The organism is Variovorax atrisoli 110B, assembly GCF_000382045.1.
GTDB lineage: Bacteria > Pseudomonadota > Gammaproteobacteria > Burkholderiales > Burkholderiaceae_C > Variovorax > Variovorax atrisoli.
This window is the reverse complement of record NZ_KB907452.1, coordinates 469,382-487,893: the sequence shown is the minus strand read 5'-3', so window position 1 is coordinate 487,893 and position 18,512 is coordinate 469,382. Positions and strand designations below refer to the sequence as shown.

Annotated in this window: 18 protein-coding genes; 5 read left to right on the top strand and 13 right to left on the bottom strand. The window is 66.8% G+C overall.

Going from position 1 to position 18,512, the window contains the following annotated elements; translation table 11 throughout:
- Positions 1–7 precede the first annotated feature (7 nt).
- The 10 genes from G369_RS0113340 to gspG form a co-directional block, all read right to left on the bottom strand.
- The gene (locus G369_RS0113340) at positions 8–1,405 is read right to left on the bottom strand and encodes a GspE/PulE family protein (protein WP_019654506.1); all 1,398 of its coding nucleotides are present in this window, start codon (positions 1,403–1,405) and stop codon (positions 8–10) included.
- A 10-nt stretch (positions 1,406–1,415) separates the two neighbouring features.
- A complete protein-coding gene (gspD, locus tag G369_RS0113335; RefSeq protein WP_019654505.1) occupies positions 1,416–3,746 on the bottom strand; it encodes a type II secretion system secretin GspD in 2,331 nt (776 codons plus the stop codon).
- Between the two features lie 5 nt (positions 3,747–3,751).
- Positions 3,752–4,552 carry a type II secretion system protein N gene (gene gspN / locus G369_RS0113330; protein ID WP_019654504.1) on the bottom strand — a complete coding sequence of 267 codons (801 nt, stop codon included), beginning with the start codon at positions 4,550–4,552 and terminating at the stop codon, positions 3,752–3,754.
- Between the two features lie 16 nt (positions 4,553–4,568).
- Positions 4,569–5,117, bottom strand: coding sequence for a type II secretion system protein M (locus tag G369_RS0113325; RefSeq protein WP_019654503.1), 549 nt, complete (start codon positions 5,115–5,117; stop codon positions 4,569–4,571).
- On the bottom strand, positions 5,114–6,325 hold the full coding sequence (gene gspL / locus G369_RS0113320; RefSeq protein WP_019654502.1) for a type II secretion system protein GspL: 1,212 nt from the start codon (positions 6,323–6,325) through the stop codon (positions 5,114–5,116). The genes G369_RS0113325 and gspL overlap by 4 nt, the downstream gene beginning before the upstream one ends.
- 126 nt (positions 6,326–6,451) lie before the next feature.
- Entirely contained in the window at positions 6,452–7,477 is a 1,026-nt protein-coding gene (gspK, locus tag G369_RS0113315) for a type II secretion system minor pseudopilin GspK (protein WP_019654501.1), read from the bottom strand.
- Positions 7,474–8,169: a PulJ/GspJ family protein gene (locus G369_RS0113310; protein WP_019654500.1), complete on the bottom strand. Its 696-nt coding sequence runs from the start codon at positions 8,167–8,169 to the stop codon at positions 7,474–7,476. The genes gspK and G369_RS0113310 overlap by 4 nt, the downstream gene beginning before the upstream one ends.
- A gap of 3 nt (positions 8,170–8,172) precedes the next feature.
- Complete coding sequence (gspI, locus tag G369_RS0113305) at positions 8,173–8,565, bottom strand: type II secretion system minor pseudopilin GspI (protein ID WP_038114559.1); 393 nt, start codon at positions 8,563–8,565, stop codon at positions 8,173–8,175.
- The gene (locus G369_RS0113300) at positions 8,562–9,080 is read right to left on the bottom strand and encodes a prepilin-type N-terminal cleavage/methylation domain-containing protein (RefSeq protein WP_019654498.1); all 519 of its coding nucleotides are present in this window, start codon (positions 9,078–9,080) and stop codon (positions 8,562–8,564) included. Before G369_RS0113300 ends, gspI begins: the two co-directional genes overlap by 4 nt.
- Positions 9,055–9,495, bottom strand: a complete 441-nt coding sequence (gene gspG, locus G369_RS0113295; RefSeq protein WP_019654497.1) for a type II secretion system major pseudopilin GspG — start codon at positions 9,493–9,495, stop codon at positions 9,055–9,057. The genes G369_RS0113300 and gspG overlap by 26 nt, the downstream gene beginning before the upstream one ends.
- A gap of 50 nt (positions 9,496–9,545) precedes the next feature.
- Here gspG and G369_RS0113290 point away from each other — a divergent pair, with 50 nt between their 5' ends.
- A complete protein-coding gene (locus G369_RS0113290; protein ID WP_019654496.1) occupies positions 9,546–10,193 on the top strand; it encodes a type II secretion system protein N in 648 nt (215 codons plus the stop codon).
- 60 nt (positions 10,194–10,253) lie between these two features.
- Here the strand turns inward: G369_RS0113290 and ilvA are convergent, their stop codons facing one another.
- Complete coding sequence (ilvA, locus tag G369_RS0113285) at positions 10,254–11,870, bottom strand: threonine ammonia-lyase, biosynthetic (protein WP_019654495.1); 1,617 nt, start codon at positions 11,868–11,870, stop codon at positions 10,254–10,256.
- Positions 11,871–11,920: 50 nt separating this feature from the next.
- Here ilvA and G369_RS0113280 point away from each other — a divergent pair, with 50 nt between their 5' ends.
- Entirely contained in the window at positions 11,921–13,051 is a 1,131-nt protein-coding gene (locus G369_RS0113280) for a site-specific integrase (protein WP_019654494.1), read from the top strand.
- A 124-nt stretch (positions 13,052–13,175) separates the two neighbouring features.
- Here the strand turns inward: G369_RS0113280 and G369_RS0113275 are convergent, their stop codons facing one another.
- Positions 13,176–14,414 (bottom strand): porin, encoded by a 1,239-nt coding sequence (locus G369_RS0113275; protein WP_051127573.1) that lies wholly within the window; start codon positions 14,412–14,414, stop codon positions 13,176–13,178.
- A gap of 292 nt (positions 14,415–14,706) precedes the next feature.
- Here G369_RS0113275 and G369_RS0113270 point away from each other — a divergent pair, with 292 nt between their 5' ends.
- Positions 14,707–15,156: an OsmC family protein gene (locus G369_RS0113270; RefSeq protein WP_007834112.1), complete on the top strand. Its 450-nt coding sequence runs from the start codon at positions 14,707–14,709 to the stop codon at positions 15,154–15,156.
- Positions 15,157–15,173: 17 nt separating this feature from the next.
- Here G369_RS0113270 and coq7 read toward each other — a convergent pair whose 3' ends face one another.
- A complete protein-coding gene (gene coq7, locus G369_RS0113265) occupies positions 15,174–15,803 on the bottom strand; it encodes a 2-polyprenyl-3-methyl-6-methoxy-1,4-benzoquinone monooxygenase (protein WP_019654492.1) in 630 nt (209 codons plus the stop codon).
- A 280-nt stretch (positions 15,804–16,083) separates the two neighbouring features.
- Here coq7 and G369_RS0113260 point away from each other — a divergent pair, with 280 nt between their 5' ends.
- Together G369_RS0113260 and G369_RS0113255 are read left to right on the top strand one after the other, a co-directional pair.
- Positions 16,084–17,346: a porin gene (locus G369_RS0113260; protein WP_026346353.1), complete on the top strand. Its 1,263-nt coding sequence runs from the start codon at positions 16,084–16,086 to the stop codon at positions 17,344–17,346.
- Between the two features lie 184 nt (positions 17,347–17,530).
- Positions 17,531–18,511, top strand: coding sequence for an ABC transporter permease (locus G369_RS0113255; RefSeq protein WP_019654490.1), 981 nt, complete (start codon positions 17,531–17,533; stop codon positions 18,509–18,511).
- Position 18,512 lies beyond the last annotated feature (1 nt).

The following is an 18,512-nucleotide window of genomic DNA, read 5'->3' as shown; positions in this document are numbered from 1 at the left end:
TTGCTCGCTACTCGCGCGTGACGCGCAGCAGCTCGGCGCGCGACGTGATGCCGGCCTGCACCAGCCGTTCGCCGTCCTCGCGCATCGAGCGCAGGCCGCCGCGCTGGCCGGCCTCGAACAGCTGGCTCTCGGCGGCCTTGCCGTGGATGAGCGCCTGCACCTTGTCGTCGGCCACCAGCAGCTCGAAGATGCCGGTGCGGCCCTGGTAGCCGGTCTGGCCGCAGGCTTCGCAGCCCGCGCCGGCGCAGACCGTGCAGACCTTGCGCACGAGCCGCTGCGCGAGCACGCCCAGAAGCGACGAACTCAGCAGGAAGGGCTCCACGCCCATGTCGGTGAGACGCGTGACGGCGCTGACGGAATCGTTGGTGTGCAGCGTGGCCAGCACCAGGTGGCCGGTCAGCGAGGCCTGGATGGCGATCTGCGCGGTCTCGAAGTCGCGGATCTCGCCGATCATGATCACGTCCGGGTCCTGTCGCAGGATGGCGCGCAGGGCCTTGGCGAAGGTGAGTTCGATCTTGGCGTTGATCTGTGTCTGGCCCACGCCCGGCAGCTCGTACTCGATGGGGTCTTCCACCGTCATGATGTTGCTGCGGGTGGCGTCGAGCCGGGCCAGCGCGGCGTACAGCGTGGTGGTCTTGCCCGAGCCCGTGGGTCCGGTCACGAGGATGATGCCGTGCGGCTGCGCGATCAGCTTCTCGAAGCGCTCGAGCGTGTCGCCCTGCATGCCCACCGATTCGAGCGTGAGCTTCGATTCGCTCTTGTCCAGCAGGCGAAGCACTGCGCGTTCGCCGTGCGCGCTGGGCAGCGTCGACACCCGCACGTCGACCGCGCGCGTGCCGATGCGCAGCGAGATGCGCCCGTCCTGCGGCAGCCGCTTCTCGGAGATGTCGAGGTCGGCCATGATCTTCAGGCGCGAGATCAGCGCCGCGTGCAGTGCCCGGTTGGGCTGCACCACCTCGCGCAGCGTGCCGTCGATGCGGAAGCGCACGGACGAGGTGCGTTCGTAGGGTTCGATGTGGATGTCGCTCGCGCCGTCGCGCGCGGCCTGCGTGAGCAGCGCGTTCAGCATGCGGATGATGGGCGCGTCGCCCGCGCTCTCCAGCAGGTCTTCGACCGCCGGCAGCTCCTGCATCATGCGGGAGAGGTCGGCGTCGCTCTGCACCTCGCTCACCACCGCCGCGGCGCTCGACTCGCCCTGCGCGTAGGCCGCGCTGATGCGCTGCGCCAGCGGGCCGTCGGCGAGCACCTCGAAGGCCTGAACGCCGTACTTGCGCGACACCTCGCCGACTGCGCTGCGCGCCGGATGGCTCGACATCCAGAGGGTGTACCGGCCGTCGTCGGTCTCCTCCAGCAGCAATTGCTGGCTGCGTGCGAAGGCGTAGGGCAGGGGGTAGCGGTTGGACATCGGGGCGGTATCAGGGCAGTTCGCGCGAGCTCACCGGGTCGGCGGTGGGGGGCAGGGCGCCGCGCAGGGGGCTGGGCGCCAGCCTGCGGCTGTCCGCGGCGGGCTGCGGCGGCGGGATCAGCTGGGTGCCTTCGAAGCTCGTGCCGCTGCGCGCGGTGCTCGGTGCGGAAGGGGCCGCAGAGATGGGCGCCGCAGGGCGCGACGGCGGCACCAGCTCGGGCAGGACGTTCGAGCCGCTCACGCCGCGCAGCATCACGTTGGAGGTGTCGGGTTGCGTGCGAATCTGCAGGCCGCGGATCTCGTCGTAGCGGTCGTACGCGAAGGCCTCCGTGGCATTGGCGTCGCGCATCACCGCCGGACGCAGGAACATCATGAGGTTGACCTTGTCGCGCGTGCGGGCCTGGCTCTTGAACAGGTTTCCGAGCACGGGGATGTCACCCGCCAGCGGCACCTTCTCGACCGTGTTGTTGTAGGAGTCGGACAGCAGGCCGCCGAGCATCACGAGCCCGCCGTCTTCCACCAGCACGCTCGATTCGATCGAGCGCTTGCTCGTGGTCGGGCCGTTCTGGTTGTTGACCGTGTTCTGGTCGACCGTGGAGGTCTCCTGGAAGATCGTCAGCTTCACCGTGCCGTTCTCGTTGATGGTCGGGCGCACGCGCAGCGTGAGGCCGACGTCCTTGCGCTCGACGGTCGTGAACGGATTGACGCCGACCGAGCCCGAGGTGCTGGCGTACTGGCCCGTCACGAAGGGCACGTTCTGGCCGATGACGATCTTGGCTTCCTCGTTGTCCAGCGTCAGCAGGTTCGGCTTGGACAGCACGTTGGCGTCCTTGTCGCTGTCGAAGAAGCTGGCGATCGCGCCCAGGATGTACTGGCCGCCGATCTTGCCGGCGATGCCGAGGTTCGCGCCCGGCGTGATCGCTCCCGCCACGCCGGCGGCATTGCGCGTGGCCAGCGCCTGGGTCAGCGTCAGCAGGTTGGCGCCGGCCACCGAGGAGTTGGTGCCGAGCACCGCGTTGCTGCCCAGCGCGCTTTGCCACTGCACGCCGAACTTCGCGGCCGCGGTGTCATTCACCTCGACGATCAGCGCCTCGATCATGACCTGCGCGCGCCGGCCGTCGAGCCTGTCGATGACCGCCCGGATCTGCCGGTACTGCGGTTCGGGCGCCGTGATGATCAGCGAGTTGGTCGACGGGTCGGCCTGGATCTGGCCGCCGGTGGAAGGCTGGTTTGCGTTGTTCAGCGGCGCGGTGGCGGCCGCCGAAACGCCCGACTGGCCGCTGTTGTTCAGGTTCACCTGCATCGCCTGCGGCGCGCTCTGCTGCGGCACGGACCCGGCCGCGGCGCTTGGCGTGCCCGGCGTCGTGTTCAGCTGGTTGGCGGCCATGGCGGCGCGCAGCGTGGCCGCGAGGCGCACCGCGTCGGCGTTCTTCAGGTAGACCACGTAGATGTTGCCGGCCGCGCCGTTGCTGCTCTCGGCGGCAGGGCGGTCGAGCTTGTCGACCAGGGTGCGGATCAGCGCCACGCGCGCGGGGTTGGCCGCGCGGATGATCAGCGAGTTGCTGCGCGGATCGGCCAGGAGCGTGGTCCGGAACGACGCATCGGCAGCGCCAGGGGCAGCCGCCGCACCCGGAGCGCCCGAGCCGCCACCGTCAACCAGCCGCTGCACCAGCGGCACCATGTCGGTCGCCACCGAGTGCCTGAGCTGGATGATCTCGATGTCCGAGGCGTTCGGCACGTCGAGCGACGCGATGATGCGCGCGAGCCGTCGCATGTTGTCCGCGTAGTCGGTGATCACGAGCGAGTTGTTGCCCGGGTTCACGTTGATGGTGTTGTTCGGCGGGATCAGCGGGCGCAGCACCGGCAGCAGGTTGTTCGGCGACTCGTAGTTGAGGCGGAAGATCTGCGTGACGATCTGGTTGCTGCCGCTGGAAGCCGTGGCGCTGATGGAGGTGTTGACGGTGCTGCTCTGCAGCTTGGCGTCGGCCTCGGGCACCACCTTGTAGAGGCCGTCGGCCTCCACCACCGCGAAGCCCTGCAGGCGCAGCGCCGAGGCGAACTGGTTGAACGCGGCCGACGGCTGGATCGCGCGGTCGGTGACGAGGTTCATCGTGCCCTTCACGCGCGGGTCGACCACCACGTCGCGGCCGGTGACCACCGCCATGGTGCGGGCCACCGCCTCGATGTCGGCATTGGAGAAGTTCAGCGTGATCGGCTCGCCGCGGCGCGGCGCGTCGCCGGTCTGCGCGAACGCGGCGGGCGCGCCCTGCAGGAACGTGGCGGCGATCAGCACGCGCACGGCGAGCGCGACGGTGCCGGTCGAAAACAGTGGCTTCATCATGAGGATCAACCCAGGGTGATGATCGAACGCGCGTTGTCGCGCCGTCCGATGATGTTCAACAAATTGGAAAGTGCGTCTTCGCGGCCGGGTGCAGCGCTGGCTTCGCCGTTGAAGCGGAAGGAGGTGCCGGTCCAGCTGCCGCTGCCGTTGAGTTCGAGGCTGCCCTCGCGCGTGCTCAAAAGCAGCGTGGGGCGGCTGCCGCCTTCGAGCGTGAGCCGGTAGCTGCCCATAGGCCGCAGCGTCGAGAGGCTGGATGAAACGTCGGTCGCGTCGAGCGTCGCCTGTCCGGCGATGCGCAGCGCGGGGCCGTCCCACTGCATCGCGAAGGCCTTGGTGTTCAGGTCGAGTGCGCCTTCGAGCTTGAGCGTGTTCCACGGCGCGCCCAGGCCCATGAGCAGGGTGGCGGGCCAGCGCGAGCGGCTGTCCTGCCATTCGACCAGCATGCCGCCGGCGCGCGGGCTGGCCTTGAGTTCGAGCGGCTGCGTGGCGCAGCACGGCAGGTCGAGGCTGGCGGAGATGCCACTCCAGCTCGGGCGCATGCGCCAATGCAGCAGGCCCGGCAGCGACACCGCCTGCATGCCGCCTGCGCCGCTCGCGAGCACGACCGCGGCAGTGCCGTTCCACACGGTGCCGCGCGGGTTGGTCAGCACGAGGCGGCCCTGGCTCCAGCTCGACAGCGCGCCCGACAGCCAGCGCGCGGGCGCAAAGAGCACCACGGCCAGCAGCACGCCGACGACCGCGCCGAGCAGGGCCCAGCGCCAGCCGAGGCGTGGTCGCGATTCGGGGATCGGAGGGCGGCTCAGCATGCGGGTCTGCTGTTCCTCATCGCGCCGCGGGCAGCGCCATGACGATGGTGCCGTCCCAGCGGACCTGCGGCGTCTTCGGCGCGTCCTTGGCGCCGGAGGAGGAGGGCGGCGGGGCCGAGGCCGGCGCACGCGTCAGGTGGACTTCGCGCGGCACCGCATGCGCATTGCCACGGGCCTGCCCGAGCCATTGGGCGACGGTGGACGCGGGCGCGGCACGCAGCGAGACGCTGGCCGCACCGTCGCCGCCGGATGCCATGAGCTGCGCGTTGCTCGTGCCGAGGCCTTCGCGCACCGAGGTTTCGAGCGCGCGCATCGCGTCGTCGCGGTTGAGCCGCGGCTGCGACTGCAGAGCCTTCGCGCGGGCCTGCAGCGTGGCCATCTGCTGCAGCTGCGCATCGAGCTGCGCGTGTTCGGCCGGTGCGGCCGACAGGGTGCGCAGTGCGGGAGCGAGCGCGATCCACCAGAGCAGGGCCAGCGCCACGAGTGCGGCCGTGGCTTGGACCATGCGGCGCTCGCGCACTTCCAGGGTGGCCCAGCGGGCCTTGAGCTGTTCGCTGAAATTCATCGGTTGGCCTCGGCCTGCACCAGCAGGAGGTCGCCCTCGGTGCGCACGTTGTAGCCGCGCGGCGCCATGGCGCCGGTGATCTGCGAGACCTCCGAAGGCTGCAGTCCCAGGCCGCGCAGCCGCAGCTGGCCGGCGCTGTAGTCGACGGCGCTCGGCACCTTGCCGGGCGGCAGCAGGGCCGCGAGCGCGCCGACCATGGGTTCGAAGTCGCTGTTGGACACGTCGCCCACGGCCTGCTGCAGCGATGCGACCTCGCGCTGCATCTGCACCGGCGCATCGACCACGATCTTCACCGAGGGAAAGGTCTGGGTCAGCATCGCCTTGGCGGCCTGGCGCTTCGATTCGAGGGCGTTGCGCTCCTTCCATGCCCAGGCGTTCAGGCCGATGAGCTGGGTCAGCAGCAGGGCGACCACGCCCCAGCGCGCGGCGCGCCACTCGGGCGCATAGCGCAGCGTCTGCACCACCGAGGCGAACTTCTTGCCGGCGCGCGCGCGGCCGGTGACGGCGAGGTCGAACTGCGCGAGTTCCCAGGGCGTGCGGGTGGCCTGCAGCCAGCGCTGCGGCGACTTCACGATCGGCACGGGGCGCTGCAGCAGGTGCTCGGCGGCCTCGGCGACGGCGGGTTCGGTGGTGATGACCGCGGTGTCCAGCGGCAGGCCGTCCGACAGCGCCTGCCCCGCGCCGGCCAGCGGCAGCGAGACCACGCCGTCGGCGTCGCACACCGTGAGCCGCGCAGCCTCGGGCTCGCCGGTGACCAGCAGCAGCGGCGGGCCGTCGATCGGCTGGGGCGTGAATTCGGGAACGATGCGCACCACGCGCCGGCCGGCCGCCTCGAGCCCGTGCACGACGCTGCGCAGCCAGATGCGGTTGCAGGCCGCGACCCATACCGGCGCGCCAGCCTTGGCATCGGGCTCGAGCGCGAAGTGCAGGGCTTCGGGTTCGTCGAGCAGGTGCTCTTCTAGCAGGCCGTCGAGCACGGCGCGCAGCTTAGAGGCGCTGCCCATGCTGCCCTTGGGCAGCGTGACGCGGTGCCAGGAGAGAGCCGCGGACGGAATGCCCAGCATGACCTCCGTGCTCGAAGGCAGCAGGGCCAGCAACGCACGGCCCTGGTCGCGCAACGCAATGCCGTCGTCGCCTGCCTGGGCCCAGTCGTACTCGCCCGCGGCATCGGCCGGGGGGAGGGGGGCAATGAGCAGCAGGGGAGTCATGTGGATCTTGGAAAAGCCGGTGATTGTAGGTGCGCGTCCGACAAGGCGGCGCTCTGTTTTTCATAGCGTATCACGCAGATGTGACGCGCGCTGGAAGGCTTTTTGGCTACAAATGGTGCATCAAAATCAGGGTTTGACCGGAGTGACCGTTGCGCCGGCGCCGCGCGTGCGCCAGATCGTCGTCACAGTGACACCGCTTCGCTGTAGCAACGAGCGTTCCTCCACGTAGGTGCGATCGAGCCGCAGCTTGCCGTAGACCTCGAAGAACTGGGTGCCCACGCCGTGCTGGGCGGCGTTGAAGGGCGCGGTGCCGCTGGGCAGGGCGGCGTTGGCGGCGGCGATGTCCTTGAAGAAGGCGCGCGAGCGGCGCTCCACCAGCTGGCGCGCGCTGGCGATGTTGAGCGACTCCATGCTGGCGCTGATCGCCTCCGCGCTGGCCGTGTTGAGGTTGAGCGTGGTCTTCACCGGCAGGATCGTCACGTAGGGCTCGAGCGCCGCGGCCGTCGATGCGGAGAGGCCGAGCCACACGAGTTGCGAGACCTGTTGCGGCATCAGTGGCGCGGCACCGGAATCTGCACCGCTGGTGTTGTTGGTGCTGCCGTCGGTCGAGGTGCCGGTCGCAAGCGCTGCAGCGAGGCCCGTGGTCATCAGGCTGAGCTCCGACGCGGGCAGGCCGAGCATGTTGAACAGGCGCGTGAAGGTGGCGACGCCCGCGGGGGACGGCTTGCCGTTGTCGACCAGCGAGAGCACGTTGAGCTTGGACTGCGCATCGACGATGCGGCCCGAGAGAAAGGCGTCGGGCAGCCCTTCGAGGTTGTCGCTCGCCACATTCTTCTCGGCCGAAAGGAAGCTGGTGAGCCGCGCCTCCTCCAGCGGAACGGCCCAGGGCTCACCCAGGTGGTCGGGGCCGCCGGCACGGCCGTCTTCCCCGAGGATGAGGCGGGACCAGTCGAGCGCCCCGATCAGCACCCAGGCCGCCTGCACGCGCGCGCGCTCGGCGCCTTCGACCTCGGCCGAACGCCACTGCTGCCAGAGCGCGGCGGCAGCGAAGGTGGCCACGAGCATCACCGTCAGCATCGCGGCGAGCAGTGCGGCGCCGCGCTGGCTGCGTCGTGCGCTCTGGGCTGCGCTTGTTTCGGGCGTCGGCGTCATGAGGTTCTCGGCGCTCCGACGGTCGGCTTGACCCAGTCGCGCGTCAGCGTGCCCGAGAGGCCCTCGCCCGGCGGCAGCGTGATGACGAGGCGCACACCGTCGGGCATGGCGACGACCGGGCCCGAGGGGTTGTTGGGGTTGGGCTGGGTAACCGGCAGCTGGCTGGCCGGCACCCAGCTGTTGTCGCGGAAGAAGAAGATCTGCCAGCTGTTGGCCGGCACCAGCGCGACGTCGCTGAAGCCGCCGTTCGAGCCGGCGCCGCCGTCCTGCGCCCAGGCGGCCGCGAGGTTCCAGGCCTGCTGCCATTCGCCGCGCGTGGTGAAGGGCAGCGATTGCCAGCGCCGCCAGCGCACGCCATCGGGGCCCGACTTGAGTGTCCAGGCCACCACCTGCACCGCGGGCGCGGTGTCATCGCTGCCGCGGCGCGTGAGCCGCAGCACCCGGCCGTCCCAGTCGATGGGTCGGGTCTGCGCGAGCGTGGTCACGGCGTCGAGGTCGGCGCCCCATTGCGCCAGCGTGGCCTGCAGCGTGAGCACGGCATCGGCGCGCTGCTGGTTCTGCGAGGTGGCGCGCGACATGCTGTCGAGGCCGCGCCAGCTCACGAGCGAGAGCAGCGCCATCACCGCGATCGCCACGAGCAGCTCGATCAGCGTGAAGCCGTGCAGGACGCGGGCACCGTGGCGTTGCCGCATCGTTCAGTACCTCCCCACCACGGTGGAGATGCGCAGGATGGGCGAATCGGCCTGGTCGCGCACCTGCACGTCGACACGCCGGAAATTCGGGTTCAGCGTCGGGATGGTCGAGGTGGTCACGTTGAAGGAGACGCCGGCCTGAAGGCAGATCGAGCCCGAATCTCCCACCGCCGGCATCTGGCGCGACAGTCGGGCCTTGGCGAGTTCGTTCTCGGCGCACAGGTCGGCCAGCACCAGGTCGGACTGGCGCTGCGCATTGCGCGTGAGCGACATGGTCGCCTGAGAGCCCGCGGCCAGTGCGATCGCGACGATGCCGAGTGCGATCAGCACCTCGATCAGCGTGAAGCCGCCGATGCGGGAGTCGGCGTGCAAAGTTGGAGCGCGTCGCGCTTTCATTGAACCGCCGACACGGTGAAGGGGCGCACCCCGTCGGTCGAGATGCGCAACGCGCGCGCGGGCGGACCGGCGGAATAAAGCATGACCTGCTGGGCTGCGATGATCGGGTCGGGCCCGAGCTGCAGCGCGGGAAGTTGTGTGCCGTTGGCGAGCGAGATCTGGGCGGTGATGCCCTCGGCGGCCCAGCCGTCGGGCAGCGAGCCAGGCAGGAGCCCGTCGAACCTGAAGCTGCCCTCGACCGGCCGCCACCGCACCACGATGCCGCTGGCGCGCGACTGGGCGCGGGCCGATTCGAGCAGGGCGGCCAGGCGATCGGCCTCGCGGTCGAGGTTGGCGGCGTTGGTGTCGCGGATGGCGAAGCTCACGGCGGCAGTGGCGATCGCGATGATGGCGATCACCACGATCAGCTCCAGCAGCGTGAAGCCGCGGGATCGGTGGATGCTGGTGCGTCGGTGCGGGTTGCGGGGCAGTGCGCCCGTGCCGCCGCTGCTACTGCCAGCTGCCGATGTCGGCATTCTTGCCCTCGCCGCCGCTCTGGCCGTCGGCGCCGAACGAGAGCACGTCGATCTCGCCCTTGATGCCAGGGTTCAGGTACTGGTAGGGATGGCCCCAGGGATCATTGGGCAGCTTCTCGACGTAGGGCTTCCAGTTGGGAGCGGCCGGGCCGGTGGTCGGGCGGGTGAGCAGCGCCTGCAGGCCCTGCTCGGCAGTCGGGTAGCGCTGGTTGTCCAGGCGGTAGAGCTTGAGCGCCTGCATCAGGTTGTTGATGTCGGTCCGGGCAGCCGTCACGCGGGCGTCGTCGGCGCGCTCGATCACGTTCGGGACGATGAGTGCCGCCAGCACGCCGATGATGACCAGCACGACCATCAGCTCGATCAGCGTGAAGCCGCGTTGGACGGTACGGGTAGCGGCACGAAGGAATTTGTTCATAGCTTGGGCAGACATGATTCGGAAGGCGCGCTGCATGATAATCCGCGGCCATGACAAGTCCTTACTCCGCCGCCCGCTGGCATGCCCCACTTGCCACGACGGGGCTTTGGGCGTTGGCGGCCGGCGCTGCGGTGTTCTGGGCGCTCCGGCTGGCGGCCCCGGCAGATGCCGTCGCGGCCGCCGCGACCATGCCGCGGCCTTCCGTGGCGGCCGATTCCGATTCGGTGGCACGCCTGCTGGGCGTGCTGCCCGAGTCGCGCACGGCGCCTGTGGCGCCGGAAGCCGCCAGCCGGTTCGCGCTGGCCGGCGTGGTGGCCGATCCTTCCAAGCGCGGCGCGGCGCTGATCTCTATCGACGGCAAGCCGCCGCGCCCTTTCCGCGTCGGCTCGACGGTCGGTGAGAGCTATGTGCTGCAGTCGGTGGGCCTGCGCTCGGCCACGATCGGCATGCAGGCCGATGGACCCGCGGCCTTCACGTTGCAGCTGCCGGTGCGGGCGCCGATCAGCGTTTCCAGCCCTGCGCTGGCAACTGCGCCCGTGGTGGCCGTGCCGCCCGCGACGATGCCGGCAGTGACCGTTCCGCCACAGACGCCGCAACAGCAGATCCAGCCTCCGCCGCTTCAGCCCGGTGGCGCGTTGCTGCAACAGCCGGCTTCGATGGGGGCGCCGCCCCTGCAACAGCAGGCGGTTGCGCAGTAGTCGCCCAGCCAGTATCCAGGAGCAAGAAGCGAAGCCGGCCGCGCGCCGGCTTCTGCTTTTTCAGGCCTGGAGGAAAAGCCGGTATGCCGGGTTGGCGGTCTCCTCGACGTAGGGATAGCCCAGCGTCTTGAGGAACGCGTCGAATTCTGCGGACTCGCCGGCCGGCACCTGCAGGCCGACGAGGATGCGGCCGTAGTCCGCGCCCTGATTGCGGTAGTGGAACAGGCTGATGTTCCAGCTCGGCTGCATCAGGCTCAGGAACTTGAGCAGCGCCCCCGGCCGTTCGGGGAACACGAAGCGCAGCAGGCGCTCGTCGTGCGCGAGCCCGGTACGCCCGCCAACCAGGTGCCGCAGATGCTCCTTGGCAAGTTCGTCGTGCGTGAGGTCGAGCGCATCGAAGCCGTGCGCCGCAAAGGTCCGCGCGATGAGCGCCGACTCGCCGCGCGTCGAGGTCGTGAGGCCGACGAACACATGCGCCTTGGCCGCATCGCTGATGCGGTAATTGAATTCGGTCACGTTGCGCAGCGCACCGCCGCCGGTGCCCGGCGCTTCCGACTCGCTGGCCGGCATCTCGCCGATCAGTTCGCAGAAGCGGCGGAAGCTGCCGCGCTCCTCGGGCATGGTGACGGCGAACAGGGCCTCGCGCTCCTCGCCGACCTCCGCGCGTTCGGCGACGAACCGCAGCCGATCGAAATTCATGTTCGCACCGCACAGGATCGCGGCGTAGGTCTCGCCGTGTCTGCCATGCTGTGCGACGTATTCCTTGATGGCCGCGACCGCCAGCGCACCCGCCGGCTCGACGATGCTGCGCGTGTCCACGAAGATGTCCTTGATGGCGGCGCAGACGGCGTCGGTGTCGACGGCGATGTATTCGTCCACCAGTTCGCTGGCGATGCGGAAGGTTTCTTCCCCGACGAGCTTGACGGCCGTGCCGTCCGAGAACAGGCCGACATCGGGAAGGTTCACGCGCTGATGCGCAGCGACCGATTGCATCATCGCGTCGGAGTCGTTCATTTGCACGCCGATCACCTTGATCTCGGGGCGCACCGCCTTGATGTAGTTGGCCACGCCGGAGATCAGGCCGCCGCCGCCGATCGCGACGAACACCGCATCGAGCGGGCCTTGATGCTGGCGAAGGATCTCCATGGCGATGGTGCCCTGGCCGGCAATGACGTCGGGATCATCGAAGGGATGGACGAAGGTCAGGTTCTGCTTTGTCTGCAATTCGAGTGCGTGCAGATAAGCATCGGAATAGCTGTCGCCATGCAGAACGATTTCCCCGCCGAAACCGCGCACTGCATCGATTTTGAGTTTGGGTGTGGTCACCGGCATCACGATCACCGCGCGAGTGCCGAGCTTGCGGGCGCCCAATGCGACGCCTTGCGCATGATTGCCGGCCGAGGCGCAAATCACGCCGCTCGCCAATTGCTCGGCACTCAGATGCGCCATCTTGTTATAGGCGCCGCGAAGCTTGAAGCTGAAAACAGGCTGCTGGTCTTCGCGCTTCAATAGAACGGTGTTGCCGAGTCGTTCGCTGAGCGCGCGCGCCTTCTCGAGCGCGGACTCGACAGCAACGTCGTAGACCCGGGCGTTGAGAATTTTTCTGAGATAGTCGGCGGGCGTCAGCTTTGTTTTAAGAGGTGCGTCTTGCACGATTTTTTCCAAGGGAGTTTTCATTTGCTAACTGCCGATGATAAGAGGCATCGAGATTGCATGCGAGATATGGCATGGACACAAATGTCATAAACCTCTTCCACAAGGCGCCAGCTGCAAATGATTCGGGATTTTTTGGACGCACCTATCCCGCGATCCATACGGCCGCCGATCAAATTACAAATGAGCAAAATCTGTTATCAATTTCTGTCAGTGATCTTTCGAAGAGGCTGATGCAGGCGGAGGCCGCGCGCGTTCAGCGAAAAGAAATCGGACGTGCTACGTGGCAGGTGATGGGCAACAGATTGCGTGCGCACATCGTTCCGTTGCTGGGCGATGTGCCCGTGCAATCGTTCGCGACGGCTGATGCGCAACGCCTGATCGATCACCTCGGAGAGCAGGGCTTCACCAGTACGACCATTGCCCAGTACCTGGTGCTGCTGCGCAAAGTGGTGATGCACGGCGTGCACATCGGCGTGCTTCGCGACGCGCCTGCATTCCCGAAGGTCAAGGTGCGCAGCCAGCCGCGTGGCAGCTTCAGCGTTGCGGAGTACCGCGCGATCATCAAGACGGCGCGTAGCCTGCGCGGGCATTCGCATCCGGTGCTCGATCAGCTTGCCGCGGGCGAGCGCTTCTGGATCGCGCGCGAGCTGCTTGCGATGCCGCATGAACTGCCATGGCTGGTTCGCTGGATGGTGAACACCTTCGTGCGCCCGAGCGACATCAAGTTCATGAAGCACAGGCACATCGAGGTGGTGCGTGGCAAGCACGTCTATCTGCGGATGAACCTTCCGGAGACCAAGCGGCACAGCCAGCCGATCGTGAGCCTGTGTCCTGCCGTGCGGGTCTATGAATGCCTGCTCGCCTACCGGGATGAGCATGGGTACGGCGGCGCGGAAGACTATGTGTTCATGCCGCAGCTCAAGAATCGGGAGCACGCCCTGGCGGTGCTCAACTTCTTCTTTCACTGGGTTCTCGAAAAAGCTGGGCTCGAGAAGGGGCCGCTGGGCCAGTCGAGGACCTTGTACTGCCTGCGCCATACTGCCATCACGTTGCGGCTTCTGTACGGGCAAGGAATCGACATGCTGACCTTGGCGCGCAACGCGCGCACGAGCGTCAACATGGTCGAGCGTTTCTACGCCTCGGTATTGAGCGGAGAAATGAATGTGGGGTTGCTGCAGAGCCGGCGTAGCCGGACAAGCTGAAAGAGAACGGGGAAAACGAGAAAAAGCCGCCCGGCGTGAGCCGGGCGACTTGAGGCATGTTTGCCGCTTCGAACTGGCGGGAGCCAGCATCGGGGTCAGGCAAAGAACTTGAAAAGTTCGACGATCAGAATGCGTGGCGAATGCCGAAGTCGTAGCCCGTCGAAGTCTTCGGCTTGAACACGTTCTCGGAGGCCTTGTAGAAACCGGGGCCGCCGACCGTCAGTGCTGCGCCGTTCTTGTCGCTGACACGAGCGATCGTTGCATACAGCGCCGTTCGCTTGGACAGGTTGTGCACATAGCCCAGCGCGAGCTTGTTCGCCTTTGGATCGGGGGTGTTCAAGCCGTAGGGATTGAACGGCTTGTTGTAGTCGTACTTGACGCTCGAGTAGGCTGCACGGATGAGTCCCGGGCCGACCGGCACGGTCACGCCGAGCAGGTAGCCGTTCAGATCCACGTCTGGACGGGCTCCGATGATGGGCGTGATTTCGTAGTCGCGCGAATTCTTGGCGCGCGACACTTCGCCGAACAGCTTCACGCGACCGAAGTCGTACGAGGCGCCCAGGTTGAACGTCTTCACGTAGTCGGTGGTGCCTGCGTAGTACTGGTCGGCGACCGTGCTGTTGCCGTACGAAACCGCCACGTCGAGCGGGCCGTTGGCGTAGCCGAAGCGGCCCCCGATGTAGCGGCCGGCCCGGCTCTTGGAGGTGCTGCTGTCCTTAGGCGTGAAGCCGCCATTGCTGTACTTGTCGTTCTCATGGAACGCGTACATGACCTGGCCGTAGAAACCGCCCAGGTTCGGGGGCAGGAAGTAGCCGATCGAGTTGCTGGCGCGGGCGTAGTTCTGGTTGCCCCCGAAACCGCCGGTGTCCTTGGCGCCATAGGTCTCGGCGTTGAAGCCGTTGGCGGTGTTGATGAGGTTGCTGCCGACACCGTTGGTGCCGAAGGGATCGAAGACGGTGTCGTTCCAGAAGGTCGGGGTGTAGTCGCGGCCCAGGCGCAGTTCGCCGAAACCGCCCGACAGGCTCACGGTCGAACGACGCGCGAAACTGGCAACTCCGGTTGCACCGTCGTCGTTGGCTACGGGGGCTTCGAGCCAAAAGCTGGCTGCGAGGCCGCCACCCAGGTCTTCGGTCCCGCGAAAGCCGAGGCGACTCGAGTTGTAGCCCGAGTTGGCCATAGCCCTGCGGCTGACCTTGACGCTGCCCAGGTTCGTGTAGGTGGGAGCGCCGAAGCTGTTGGGCAGAACGGTGGGCTTCAGGTCACGCGAACTGGACGAGTAGCCGCTGATCGACGCGTCGACCACACCAAACAGCGTGACGGACGACTGAGCCGAGGCAACACCGGCAACAGCCAGGGCAGCCAGAGCAACTGCCCTTTCAAGGCGAGAAACTGCCCTTTGGGCCCAGTGAAACTAGAGTCGCCGCCGCGTAGGCAGCGGTCTCCGGAAAGAAAAAAGCCCCGAGCTTTGCAGCTCGGGGCTAAATCCACCAATTGGAAGGGTGGAGGAGACAACTTGCCGCGCATACGTTTGCGCAATGAAATAAAGTATATCGGCTGTTTGTTGCGATGCAACAAGCGAGTGACGCTTTTCCCACACATTCATGGGTGCTGTTGTGCATTTTGCCCGGCATCCTCGACCTGGAACCCCGAAAACCATGGAATGCACAGTAAGTTGGACCGGCGACGCGGGCACGCGATCGGCCATGGGCTTCGTTGCCGAGACGGGCAGCGGCCACGTCCTGATGATGGACGGCGCCCCCGACGCCGCCAAGCCGGAAAACGGCGGACAGAACCTCGCCGCGCGGCCCATGGAGACCGTGCTGGCCGGAACCGGGGGCTGCACCGCCTACGACGTGGTGCTGATCCTCAAGCGGGGGAGGCACCGCGTCGAACGCTGCAGCGTCAAGCTGACCAGCGAGCGGGCCGAGAAGGATCCCAAGGTCTTCACCAAGATCCACATGCATTTCACCGTGGCCGGAAAGGGAATTCCGGCTTCTGCGGTGGAGCGCGCGATCGCGCTGAGCCACGAAACCTACTGCTCCGCAAGCATCATGCTTGCCAAGACGGCCGAGATCACGACCAGTTTCGACCTGATCGAAACCTGAGCAGGGGCCCGGCTGGATCAGATTCGGTGCGCCAGCGTGGTCATCACGCGGGAAGCCACACTCATCAAGGCCTTGGCGGGCGTCGGGAGCTCCGCCGCACCGGCATCAACCGCCTGGGACGCATGGCGGGCCTCGTCCAGCTTCATCTGCTCGACCACCGCCCGGGAGGCGCTGTCCTGGGCCGGGAGACGGTCCAGATGGCTGTCGAGGTGTGCCTCCACCTGGCGTTCCGTCTCCGCGACGAACCCGAGGCTCAAAGGGTCTCCCAGTCGGCCCGCGACGAGGCCGAGGCCGAATGCGCCGGCATACCAGAGCGGGTTGAGGATGGAAGGGCGCGCCCCCAGCTCGTCCAGCCGCTGGCGAGTCCACGCCAGATGATCGGTTTCTTCGTGAGCTGCCTCGAGGAAATGGGCCCGCAGGGCGGGATCGCTCGCCACGGCTGCCTGCGCCGTGTAAAGCGCCTGGGCGCAGACTTCGCCAACATGGTTCACCCGCATCAGGGCTCCGGCTTCCCGCCGCTCGGCGTCGGTCAGTTCGCCTGGGGTTTGTGACGGGGCAGGCAGGGCGCGCGTGGCATGGGGACGGGCGAAAAGCGTGCGCAGCGCCGAGTCCGCCGCGGTCAGGACGGGGTCGATCATGAACGTCATGCATCTATTTGAACGCACATGGGAGGGGCCGCGCCGCTGCAGGCGATTTTCATAATGTGATGTATCAGGGGGTCTAAGTCCTTTGTTGCAAGCGTGCAACGAAACGCGCGGGCCATCCAAGATTTCGGGAGATTTGTTTTGCCCTGCCGCAGCGGCTCTGGTGCAATAGCATCAACTTCCCAAAAGGAGGTTGGCCCGGGGTCCGGTGGGAGCACAAAAGTGCCAGTCACGGTGAGCCCTTCGCACCGGAGCCCTATGTTTAACCTTGGAGAAACTTGCAATGAAAAAATCTCTAGTTGCTCTGGCTGCCCTGGCTGTTGCCGGTGTTGCCTCGGCTCAGTCGTCCGTCACTCTGTTTGGTGTGGTCGACGCGTCGGTCAGCGGCTACTCGAACACCGCGCGTGACAACCGCGCGACCGTTTTCCCCAACGCTTTCGGCATCCCCGTCTACCTGAACCAAGGTTCGGTCAAGACCAGCCGTCGTGAACTGGCTAACTCGGCTTACAACTCCAGCCGTCTGGGCTTCCGTGGTACGGAAGACCTGGGTGGTGGCCTGGCCGCCAGCTTCTGGCTCGAAGCCCCGATCAGCAACGACGACGGCAGCCAAGGTGTTGCAACGTTCGCTCGTCGTTCGACCGTGAGCCTGTCGGGTGGTTTCGGTGAAATCCGTCTGGGTCGTGACTACACCCCGACGTTCTGGAACGACACCGTGTTCGACCCGTTCGGCACCAACGGCGTTGGTACCAACCTGATCTCGACGGCCAACACCGCCTTCGGTGGCTTCGGTACCCCCGCTGCCAGCGTCGGTTCGTTCGCCAACGTCGGTTCGAGCAACTACGTTCGCGCCAGCAACACGATCGGCTACTTCCTGCCGCCGAACCTGGGCGGCTTCTATGGCCAGTTCCAGTACGGCATGGCCGAGAAGACCAAGTACAGCTCGGGCATCTACACGCCTGACGTGGCCAACAGCCAGCGTCAAGGTCGTTACATCGGCGGCCGCTTCGGCTACGCAAACGGTCCTCTGGACGTTGCGCTGGCTTACGGCAGCAGCACGGTTGGCGACAACTACTACGCCGGCACGACCACCAAGGTCAACACCCTGAACCTGGGCGCTTCGTATGACTTCGGTCCCGTGAAGCTGTTCGGTGAACTGTCGAAGGCCAAGAACAAGATCGACTACGAAGTGACCCCGTTCCTGGGCGGCCGTCCTGACATCGATCTGACCGGCTACCTGCTCGGCGTGACCGTGCCGGTCGGCGCTGGCCTGATCCGCGCTTCGTGGTCGCACGTCAAGTACGACACGAACCAGCCTTACAACCCGTTCGTCGTGAACAACGCCGATCCGAAGGCTAACAAGATCGCTCTGGGCTACGTGCACAACCTGTCGAAGCGCACGGCTCTGTACGCCACGATCGCTCGCGTCAGCAACAAGAACGGTGCTGGCCTGACGGTTGGCGGCCCGGCCTTCTACAACAACGCAGCTGGCGCCTTCACCCCGAAGAGCTCCACCGGCTACGACTTCGGTATCCGTCACGCTTTCTAATCTGACGCTGGCGCAAGCCAGCTTCGGTTAAAAAGTCAAAAGCCACTCGGCGCAAGTCGAGTGGCTTTTTTTCGTCCGGACCTTCCTCGCATTTCCTTGGGGAATCACGATGCGCACCCCCGGGGAACCCCCGTGCGGGCACGCACCTTGCACTGCTAGCATGCCCGTTCACTTTGCTCGCTGAATGATCGCCTTTGTACTGCGCCGCCTGATCCAGGCCGTGATCGTGATGATCGCGGTCGCGTTCATCGCCTTCCTTCTTTTCCAATACGTCGGCGACCCCGTCGTGTTCCTGCTGGGGCAGGACGCCAAGCCCGAGCAGATCCGCGAACTGCGCGCCGCATTGGGGCTCGACCAACCCTTCTTCGTGCAGTTCTGGCACTTTCTCGTGAATGCGGCGCAGGGCGAGTTCGGCCTGAGCCTGCGCCAGGGCGCGAAGGTGTCGCGCCTGATCGGCGAGCGCTTCCCGGCCACGCTCGAGCTCGCACTGGTCGCCGCCGTGCTGGCGCTCTTCATCGGCGTCCCGATGGGCGTGTACACCGCGCTGCGCCGCGGCACCTTCATGAGCCAGGTGTTCATGACCGTGTCGCTGATCGGCGTCTCGCTGCCGACCTTTCTCATCGGCATCCTGCTGATCCTGGTCTTCGCGGTCACGCTGGGCTGGTTCCCCAGTTTCGGCCGGGGCGAGACGGTGAACTTCGGCTGGTGGACCAGCGGCCTCTTCAGCGTCGATGGCTGGCAGCACATCGTGCTCCCGGCGGTGACGCTGGCGATCTTCCAGCTCACGCTGATCATGCGGCTGGTGCGCGCCGAGATGCTGGAGGTGCTGCGCACCGACTACATCAAGTTCGCGCGCGCACGGGGCCTGTCGAACCGCGCCATCCATTTCGGCCATGCGCTCAAGAACACGCTGGTGCCGGTGATGACCATCACCGGCCTGCAGCTCGGCGGCCTCATCGCGTTCGCGATCATCACCGAGTCGGTGTTCCAGTGGCCCGGCATGGGCCTGCTCTTCATCCAGGCCGTGACCTTCGCCGACATCCCGGTGATGGCGGCCTACCTGTGCCTCATCGCCCTGATCTTCGTGGTGATCAACCTCGTGGTCGACCTGCTGTATTTCGTGGTCGACCCTCGACTGCGCGTGGGCAGGGCAGGAGGCCACTGAA

Coding starts and splice junctions, on each gene's coding strand:
- G369_RS0113340 (WP_019654506.1), bottom strand. CDS start 1,405: ATGTCCAACCGCTACCCCCTGCCCTACGCCTTCGCACGCAGCCAGCAA.
- gspD (WP_019654505.1), bottom strand. CDS start 3,746: ATGATGAAGCCACTGTTTTCGACCGGCACCGTCGCGCTCGCCGTGCGC.
- gspN (WP_019654504.1), bottom strand. CDS start 4,552: ATGCTGAGCCGCCCTCCGATCCCCGAATCGCGACCACGCCTCGGCTGG.
- G369_RS0113325 (WP_019654503.1), bottom strand. CDS start 5,117: ATGAATTTCAGCGAACAGCTCAAGGCCCGCTGGGCCACCCTGGAAGTG.
- gspL (WP_019654502.1), bottom strand. CDS start 6,325: ATGACTCCCCTGCTGCTCATTGCCCCCCTCCCCCCGGCCGATGCCGCG.
- gspK (WP_019654501.1), bottom strand. CDS start 7,477: ATGACGCCGACGCCCGAAACAAGCGCAGCCCAGAGCGCACGACGCAGC.
- G369_RS0113310 (WP_019654500.1), bottom strand. CDS start 8,169: ATGCGGCAACGCCACGGTGCCCGCGTCCTGCACGGCTTCACGCTGATC.
- gspI (WP_038114559.1), bottom strand. CDS start 8,565: ATGAAAGCGCGACGCGCTCCAACTTTGCACGCCGACTCCCGCATCGGC.
- G369_RS0113300 (WP_019654498.1), bottom strand. CDS start 9,080: ATGCCGACATCGGCAGCTGGCAGTAGCAGCGGCGGCACGGGCGCACTG.
- gspG (WP_019654497.1), bottom strand. CDS start 9,495: ATGAACAAATTCCTTCGTGCCGCTACCCGTACCGTCCAACGCGGCTTC.
- G369_RS0113290 (WP_019654496.1), top strand. CDS start 9,546: ATGACAAGTCCTTACTCCGCCGCCCGCTGGCATGCCCCACTTGCCACG.
- ilvA (WP_019654495.1), bottom strand. CDS start 11,870: ATGAAAACTCCCTTGGAAAAAATCGTGCAAGACGCACCTCTTAAAACA.
- G369_RS0113280 (WP_019654494.1), top strand. CDS start 11,921: ATGGACACAAATGTCATAAACCTCTTCCACAAGGCGCCAGCTGCAAAT.
- G369_RS0113270 (WP_007834112.1), top strand. CDS start 14,707: ATGGAATGCACAGTAAGTTGGACCGGCGACGCGGGCACGCGATCGGCC.
- coq7 (WP_019654492.1), bottom strand. CDS start 15,803: ATGACGTTCATGATCGACCCCGTCCTGACCGCGGCGGACTCGGCGCTG.
- G369_RS0113260 (WP_026346353.1), top strand. CDS start 16,084: ATGAAAAAATCTCTAGTTGCTCTGGCTGCCCTGGCTGTTGCCGGTGTT.
- G369_RS0113255 (WP_019654490.1), top strand. CDS start 17,531: ATGATCGCCTTTGTACTGCGCCGCCTGATCCAGGCCGTGATCGTGATG.